Source organism: Pseudanabaena cinerea FACHB-1277 (assembly GCF_014696345.1).
GTDB lineage: Bacteria > Cyanobacteriota > Cyanobacteriia > Pseudanabaenales > Pseudanabaenaceae > Pseudanabaena > Pseudanabaena cinerea.
Genome location: NZ_JACJPY010000135.1, coordinates 1 through 7,024 on the forward strand (window position 1 = coordinate 1; position 7,024 = coordinate 7,024).

Sequence of the window (7,024 nt, forward strand, 5' to 3'; positions counted from 1 at the left end):
AGCTTTAAGCTTGCTCAAGATAGCTGAACTTAATGGTCATTGGAATCATCTTTGCTTCCCTTCTCAACCTGTTTAGCCATCAACGAATTATTTACAGCAAGGCTGATTTCGGGAGCAAGGCAGAGAATTAGTAAATCCCGCTCGAAATGCCCTAGTTTCAGAAAATCACAAAGGGCGGGAATCGCTAGGTGAATATTTTGGGCGCGGCTGGCTTCAAGGCGATCACCATAGCGTCCGAGGGGGTGTACGATCGTTGGCGGACTAGGGGCAGCACTGCCGCCTTTAGATGGATCGATCGCCATAAAGCCCTTCCACCAATGACTACTAGCACGATCGGCATTATTTTTCGCCACCCGTTCAACCGCTTGATTATCTTGTCTTTGCTTGGCAAGCGATCGCATTAACAAGCGATCCAGCCATGCCAGTTCCGCCTTCAGATATGACCAATTATCAGCAAAAGGTGGTGGCGTGGTTGGATTTGGATTTGGCTCAGCCTCCGCAATCATGCCACCCCTCGGCGCAATACACCGCGAATTGCTACCGCCACAAAAGCACCAAATCCTAACAAAGCGATCGCGGCTGTGGCGATCGTCATCGTCCCCCAAGGCGCAGTGAAAATAACACTATCCCAACCCCAAGCACTATGACTATAGACATAGCGAATCGGCTCGATCGCCCAAGATAGGGGATTTAAGCTGGCAATCCACTGTAACCATGTCGGCATAAAGCTAAGGGGAGCAAGGGCAGTACTCGAAAACATCAAAGGCAAATTCACCAAAAAGATGAAGGCAAGCATTTCCTGATGTCCTGGCATCGCAAAGGCAAGCCCCAAGCTCAACATCGTAAAATCAACAATGAGCAGGGTGAGGATCAAAGCCATCAATGCCAGACCGCTAGCACTGGGCAAGCCTGCCCCCATCACACCACTAACTGAGACGATCGCCAAGGTTTGCACCATACTCAGGGTAATGATGAAAATGGCGGAGGCGGCAATAATGGAAAATCTTGATACCAAAGGCGCAACCAAAATGCGATTGAGAAAGCCAAACTCGCGATCGAACAACATGGGCAGTCCCGAATTGAGAGCGCCACTAAAGGCGGTAAATACAATAATTCCTGCTGCCAAGAACTGCACATAGGTTTGGTCTTCGCCCACTAGCCCTTTGGGGAGTCCGCTAAATAGTGCGCCAAACAGCAACAACCACATCAAGGGTTGCAATACACCTGCGATCAAGGTCGTTGGACGGCGGCGCAATTGAATGAATAGGCGAGTGGTCAGAGCAACGACTTCCTGCTGAAAGTCGGCTGACCAAGGGTTTGTGCTAGGGGAAAATGGAGTTTCAGGGGTAAAGGGTTGGGGGCGATCGCTAGTGGCAATCGCGGGTAAAGATGTCTGCGCCATGATATTTGCTGATTTTATTGCCTATATTCTTGCCATTATAACTGCCTCTAAATATTGTTGATAGAAAGATTGTTGATAGAAAGGAGAGCCAGAATTAGCCTATGCTCAAACGGGCGATCGCCTATTGTTTTTTCATGTATGGGCGATCCTAAATCTGCCCACCTACGCCTTTAAACTTCTCAACAAACGCTGTAATTTTTTGGAAAACGCTTTGTTTCATGTTTTGGTATTGTGGATTAAGCGGACTCATTTTAGGGAATGTTGAATTTACCTCAGACCCATTTTCCTTATTGGTGCAAAAAAGCCTGAAAAGCTTTGCTAGGCATAGAGTCTCATTATGAGATAAGAGACAAAAAGGGACAAGAGATGAGATACACAGCTCACCATTGATAGTACAGGGGGAAGTGACGACTAAAGGTTTAGGTCTGGTTATGGATGAGTTAAGTTTTTGATTAGTCCAGCAAGATTTCTGATTGCTACTTGGTCAAAAATCTTGCTGGGTTGTGTGCATTAGGGTGAAATCATTTGCAACACCGCCTTGGGTGACAGCTTATCCTTAAACCACAATGTCATAGCAGGGGTATCACTAACTTTCACCCCAGCTTTTTCCAGATTTAACCGCTCAGAAATTGCCAAGATCAAATTATCGCAATTGGATTGACGTACCTGCGAAAACTTTTTGCGTAAATATTCAGGTCGCCAATAGCCGACAATCTCTAACAGGTAACTGCGTCCATCGGGATGCACTAGGCGAAAATCAGGGATCATCACACTGCCAGGAATCGGAATCAAATCCACTTCCCTTTCCAACTTCCATTCAGTTTTTAAATCAGCCCAACGTTCGGCAAAGGATGACTCGATCGCACTGTCATAGGGCTTCCCCGCAGGATAGTGACTGACTAGATCGCAACTAGAGTCGAGGGTAAACAACCCCTTACGCTTCAGTTGCGAATAACTATCTTTTTCGATGAGTGTTGCTTGTAAACTCCATTTGGTGACATGGAGTAATGCGGGTAATAACTTAGCGATCGCCAATCCATAGCGGGTACTATTGCCAAACAAACTAGCCGCGCCATCGACAGTGATCGTAAAGCCATAGTCCAGATCGCCCTCAATGTAAGCCATGAGTTGAAACAATTTGAGATAGCGGAATAGTAATTTGTATTCGCCTGGGTCATTGCGATGCACCGTCAAAATCATCTGACTAGCACGATAGAAGATGCCTTGCACCTGCGAAAGATTGAAACGATGGATTAAAGCCTCAGGGGTTGGCGGATCAAACTGAGTCAGAATGCGGTTTTCCATTAAGTCGGCATAAAGTCCATCGGTAATGTGCGTGGTCAATATTTCACGCTGAAGATCCTGTGAGAGGGTGGCGGCAACCTCCTTTAAGGTTTGGCTTGTCGCAGTTGCACAAGGAATTTTAGTTGCCGATCGCGTAAATACTAACCGCCGTAATTCTTGCGGCTCCATCGGGCTAACAATTTCAAAGGTGCTGAAGCTAGACTTGAGAATATGCGCTAATCCCCTTTTTACCCGATAGTCTGGGGTATCCCCCTCTAGCTCTTGCAACTGTCGATCTAGCTCTCCCTGTGTTTGCCCACGCAGATTCTCGAAAATATTGATCAAATCGGCAGCGATCGCCAAATGATGACTATCTACCTTCAATCTTTTAGGAATTAAGGTTTCACCATTACGGCGGTGCATGAGCAGTTCACTAGGCAGCATAGACTTATCAAAAACAATATCAAAAACAATTTTCGGGGCTTTACAACTATGGGCGCTCTTGTGTAATAATTGTAGATCGCACTTTTAAGTAATATCACAACTAAAAAAATGGCTAAAAACAAAGGTGTCCGTCTGGTTATTACGTTGGAGTGTACTGAATGTCGCACCAATGCCAATAAGCGATCGCCTGGTGTATCTCGTTATACAACCATGAAAAATCGCCGTAATACCACCGCCCGATTAGAACTCAAAAAGTTCTGCCCCCATTGCAACTCCCATACAGTTCACAAAGAAATCAAATAGTTTCTAGTAATTAGTTTCTAGTGATTAGTTTCTTGTAATTAGTTTCTAACATCTTGTTAATCCATTAACCAAAATCGCATAATCCCAATCATGGCAATGAACTCCTCCTTTTATCGCAAGCGCCTCTCCCCGATCGCGCCTGCTGCCAAAATCGACTATAAAGATGTCGAATTACTGCGTAAGTACATCACCGAACGCGGCAAAATTCTTCCTCGCCGCATCACAGGCTTGACTGCAAAGCAACAAAGGGCTTTGACCACTGCAATTAAACAAGCCCGCGTAGTTGCTTTGTTACCTTTCATCAACAAAGAAGGCTAGATATAGCGCTCTGCGCTGCTTTATATGTCTTTAGGGTTATATCTTTAGGGTCTTTAGATAACTCGCAGCCTTGATAAACTATCATCTCACAACAAAAAGGGAACCACATTGTGGTTCCCTTTTTGTACTTATGCCCTAACGAATACCTCACCATTTTCGATTTTGGTGGCGTACTTGGTCAAAGGCTTATCAGCAGGACCACCAAGGACAGCACCATCAGCCGCAAACTTAGCATCATGGCAAGGGCAGACAAAAGCACTGGCGCTTTTTTGCCACTTTACATCACAGCCCTTGTGAGTACAGACTGTACTCACTGCCAAGACCGCCGCCTCATTTTTGGGATCGCGTAATACCGCAATCTTGCCCGATATAATTGGTTGATCTTTACCTAATTGTGACAGCTTGCCAACGGACTTGAAAGTACCCGCAGGAGAGGCAGCAACACTTTCAGAAGCAGCAGTGGTCGTAGTCGATTGGGAAGTGGTTGTAGCGTCACTGCAACCAACTAGGGAGGAAGGCAGTAGGCTGGCTAGCCAACCTAGTCCGAGCCAAGATAGCAATTTACGGCGATTTAGATTCATAGTTCAATGTGAGGTAAAGATGGATGCGTTGATCTTCTAAATAAATCTTATCTTAATCGTTTTAAAATTGATGCTGCGGCGCGAAGCGCCGCAGCATCAATTTTAGGGATTAAAACTTAATCGTGCGTCTATGGGCAGCTACGGATTCCACCAGCCCGATCGCCATACAGTTTGCCAATAACGCCGAACGCCCATAGCTGAGCCAAGGTAAGGGAATGCCTGTAACGGGTGCGACATTGATATTCATGCCAATATTGACGAAGGTTTGGAATAGAACAAAGGAAAATACGCCGATCGCCAGTAGTGAACCAAAATTGTCTCTAGCATTGACAGCGATCACTAACAAACGCCAGCAAATACCCACAAATAGCAGTAATACACAAATACAGCCGACAAATCCAAATTCTTCACCGATCGCCGAAAAAATAAAATCTGTATGCTGTTCAGGAATAAAACTTAACTGAGTTTGCGTACCCTTGAGCCAACCTTGTCCTAAGAGTTTGCCCGCGCCGATCGCAATCTTAGATTGAATGACGTGATAGCCAGCACCTAGCGGGTCTTGATTGGGATCAATGAATAGCAGTAAGCGTCTTTTTTGATAATCATGGAGAATATTCCAGAGCAGAATCCCTGCCTGACCTGAAATTAAGTTGATCGCTAGGGCAATTACGGTACTAAATATGCGAAACCAAGGCAGAGAGATCCAAGCTGTCACCCCCATGAGTATTACCCACACAAACCATGCAGGGAGATACAACGAAAATAGAACTGCGGAGACAATCGGCGAAAATAGCAGCACTAGCCAGCCCAAACTCGCCCCTGCCCAATAGAGCATTCCCATGGTAATCGCCGCAAATACTAATGCCGTGCCTAAGTTGGGTTGTAGAAAGATCAAGATCCAAGGCGGCAGTGTTACCCATGCCACTTTGAATACATCAATGGGGCTTTGGATTGGGCGATCGTGCATCACTGCGGCAAGGCTAATAATGATGCTGACCTTGGCAAATTCTGATGGCTGAATATTAAATCCGCCAATGGAAATCCAGCGTTCTGCCCCTAAGGCGGTTGTGCCAACAAACATAACTAGCACTAGGGAGAGAATGGTAATCCCGTAAAGAAACCAATGGATCTGCCGCAATTGGTCATAGTGCAGACGGGCGATCGCAAACATGACCGCTAGTCCCACACCACCTGTAACCCAATGCTGCCACCAGTCCGTCCGTTGATTGCTAAAATCTGAGCTATAGATGGCAATACCACCAATAGTCATCAAAATGATCGGAAATATCAAAAGCAATGGGTCGGCATCTCGCCATTCCCGCTTAATATTTTCCCAGTTTGGCAGTTCTAAACCTTTGACGATCATAAGTTTTTTTAACAGACATTATACCAAAGGGGAAAATGGCTATGCTATTTTCCCCTTTGGCAATGTTAAAATTGTGAGCCGATTATTAAGCTTCTAAGTTTAAGCTGCTAAGTCATGTCTGTTGTTAGTTCTGTGCTGATTCCTATTGTTAAGCTTTGGCTGCGATCGCAGGTGGAGCATATTGATCTGATTGAGATCGCAATTGCGGGGCGGAGCCGTCAGATTTTGGGTGGGGATATTCCTCAAGCAACGGTGATCGGCGTAGGGGCGAAATATCAAAGCTTGGCTATTAGTCATATTGAGTTAACTGCGGCAAATATCCATCTCAATATTGCCCAAATGCTTAAGGGGGAGCCGTTGCGATTGCTGAATGCTATTGAGGTGACGATGGCGGTAAATCTTAATGCTGAGGATCTGCAAAGTTGCTTGCGATCGCCCCTATTACTGGAGGCGATCGCCTCTGAGACTGCGCCCATTGCCCAAAACGATCAAGATATCCGCCATCTTTTAGAAACATTATTAGAAAAACTTGGCGATCAATTTACTCTCCATGAATTGAAAATCAACGATGGGGCGGCGCAATGTCGGGGAGCCTTCGCGATCGCGGCAACATGAATGTAAGGATAAGCAGCACGAAGCGCCGCCCACACTTATCTATTCAGCGTCAAGCGCTGTATGATTAATTTATATATTCTTTTTGCCCACTCTTTGCTCAACCCTTTGCTAAGCCTCAAATATCTTTCCAAGTATTTATTTAGCGCCATGCTTGCCGTTATTTGTATGGGTTTCGGTATCGCAAATATGGCGATCGCACCTGTATGGGCAGCCCCCTATGCGGTGCGGGTATTTGATGGCGATAATATTACCCTCGTGGATCGGGGGATCAAAACTAAGGTACATTTAGCTTGTATTGACGCGCCTGAGTTGTTGCAAGATGAAGGTCAGCACGCCCGTAAGGTGCTTGATAACATTCTCAAGGATGAGGAAATCTATATCAGGGTTTTTAATAAGGACAAATTTGGGCGTTACAATGCCGAAGTTTTAGCTGGTGGACAAAATGCCAATAAGGTGATGGTATCCTTGGGGCTTGCCCATTATGATCGCTTACAGGAAAAGGATTGCCAAGGTTACGCCGAATTGGAACTAAAGGCACAAAGTGAGCATTTAGGCATATGGGTCAAGGGTACAGATATAGTTTCCCCCAGCCAGTTTCGGCGCGACAATAAACCCACATTCCGCTCGTAATGGAATGGGAAAAATAATTAAGAAACAGGCACAGGTAGGAGATAGTAGCGTTGGCAGGCAAGAGAAAAGAAATTTAAAATG

9 protein-coding genes are annotated in these 7,024 nt (G+C 45.6%); 4 read left to right on the forward strand and 5 right to left on the reverse strand.

All coding sequences use genetic code 11. The annotated features are described in order from the left end of the window. Positions 1-29: 29 nt before the first annotated feature. The 3 genes from H6F44_RS21600 to H6F44_RS21610 all read right to left on the reverse strand — a co-directional run bounded on the left by H6F44_RS21600 (position 30) and on the right by H6F44_RS21610 (position 3,130). Positions 30-506, reverse strand: a complete 477-nt coding sequence (locus H6F44_RS21600) for a hypothetical protein (RefSeq protein ID WP_190353159.1) — start codon at positions 504-506, stop codon at positions 30-32. Next, positions 503-1,402 carry an ABC transporter permease gene (locus tag H6F44_RS21605; RefSeq protein ID WP_190353160.1) on the reverse strand — a complete coding sequence of 300 codons (900 nt, stop codon included), beginning with the start codon at positions 1,400-1,402 and terminating at the stop codon, positions 503-505. Before H6F44_RS21605 ends, H6F44_RS21600 begins: the two co-directional genes overlap by 4 nt. Positions 1,403-1,912: 510 nt before the next feature. Beyond that, positions 1,913-3,130, reverse strand: a complete 1,218-nt coding sequence (locus tag H6F44_RS21610) for a DUF790 family protein (protein ID WP_190353161.1) — start codon at positions 3,128-3,130, stop codon at positions 1,913-1,915. 108 nt (positions 3,131-3,238) lie between these two features. Between H6F44_RS21610 and rpmG the strand changes: the two genes are divergently transcribed. Both rpmG and rpsR read left to right on the forward strand, forming a co-directional pair. Continuing rightward, on the forward strand, positions 3,239-3,433 hold the full coding sequence (gene rpmG, locus H6F44_RS21615) for a 50S ribosomal protein L33 (protein ID WP_009629301.1): 195 nt from the start codon (positions 3,239-3,241) through the stop codon (positions 3,431-3,433). A gap of 96 nt (positions 3,434-3,529) precedes the next feature. Next, a complete protein-coding gene (gene rpsR / locus H6F44_RS21620) occupies positions 3,530-3,751 on the forward strand; it encodes a 30S ribosomal protein S18 (RefSeq protein WP_055074037.1) in 222 nt (73 codons plus the stop codon). Between the two features lie 128 nt (positions 3,752-3,879). Here rpsR and H6F44_RS21625 read toward each other — a convergent pair whose 3' ends face one another. Together H6F44_RS21625 and rodA are read right to left on the reverse strand one after the other, a co-directional pair. After that, a complete protein-coding gene (locus tag H6F44_RS21625; RefSeq protein ID WP_190353162.1) occupies positions 3,880-4,332 on the reverse strand; it encodes a QcrA and Rieske domain-containing protein in 453 nt (150 codons plus the stop codon). 109 nt (positions 4,333-4,441) lie between these two features. Further along, positions 4,442-5,698 (reverse strand): rod shape-determining protein RodA, encoded by a 1,257-nt coding sequence (gene rodA, locus H6F44_RS21630; protein ID WP_190353163.1) that lies wholly within the window; start codon positions 5,696-5,698, stop codon positions 4,442-4,444. Between the two features lie 114 nt (positions 5,699-5,812). On the opposite strand from rodA, the gene H6F44_RS21635 reads away from it, so the two are divergent. Continuing rightward, positions 5,813-6,313: an LmeA family phospholipid-binding protein gene (locus H6F44_RS21635; protein ID WP_190353164.1), complete on the forward strand. Its 501-nt coding sequence runs from the start codon at positions 5,813-5,815 to the stop codon at positions 6,311-6,313. Positions 6,314-6,373: 60 nt separating this feature from the next. Continuing rightward, entirely contained in the window at positions 6,374-6,943 is a 570-nt protein-coding gene (locus tag H6F44_RS21640) for a thermonuclease family protein (protein ID WP_190353165.1), read from the forward strand. Positions 6,944-7,024 lie beyond the last annotated feature (81 nt).

Bases quoted from the DNA above. Each gene is read 5' to 3' on its own strand.
- H6F44_RS21635 (WP_190353164.1), top strand. From the start codon at position 5,813: ATGTCTGTTGTTAGTTCTGTGCTGATTCCTATTGTTAAGCTTTGGCTG.
- H6F44_RS21600 (WP_190353159.1), bottom strand. From the start codon at position 506: ATGATTGCGGAGGCTGAGCCAAATCCAAATCCAACCACGCCACCACCT.
- rodA (WP_190353163.1), bottom strand. From the start codon at position 5,698: ATGATCGTCAAAGGTTTAGAACTGCCAAACTGGGAAAATATTAAGCGG.
- H6F44_RS21605 (WP_190353160.1), bottom strand. From the start codon at position 1,402: ATGGCGCAGACATCTTTACCCGCGATTGCCACTAGCGATCGCCCCCAA.
- H6F44_RS21610 (WP_190353161.1), bottom strand. From the start codon at position 3,130: ATGCTGCCTAGTGAACTGCTCATGCACCGCCGTAATGGTGAAACCTTA.
- H6F44_RS21625 (WP_190353162.1), bottom strand. From the start codon at position 4,332: ATGAATCTAAATCGCCGTAAATTGCTATCTTGGCTCGGACTAGGTTGG.
- H6F44_RS21640 (WP_190353165.1), top strand. From the start codon at position 6,374: ATGATTAATTTATATATTCTTTTTGCCCACTCTTTGCTCAACCCTTTG.
- rpsR (WP_055074037.1), top strand. From the start codon at position 3,530: ATGAACTCCTCCTTTTATCGCAAGCGCCTCTCCCCGATCGCGCCTGCT.
- rpmG (WP_009629301.1), top strand. From the start codon at position 3,239: ATGGCTAAAAACAAAGGTGTCCGTCTGGTTATTACGTTGGAGTGTACT.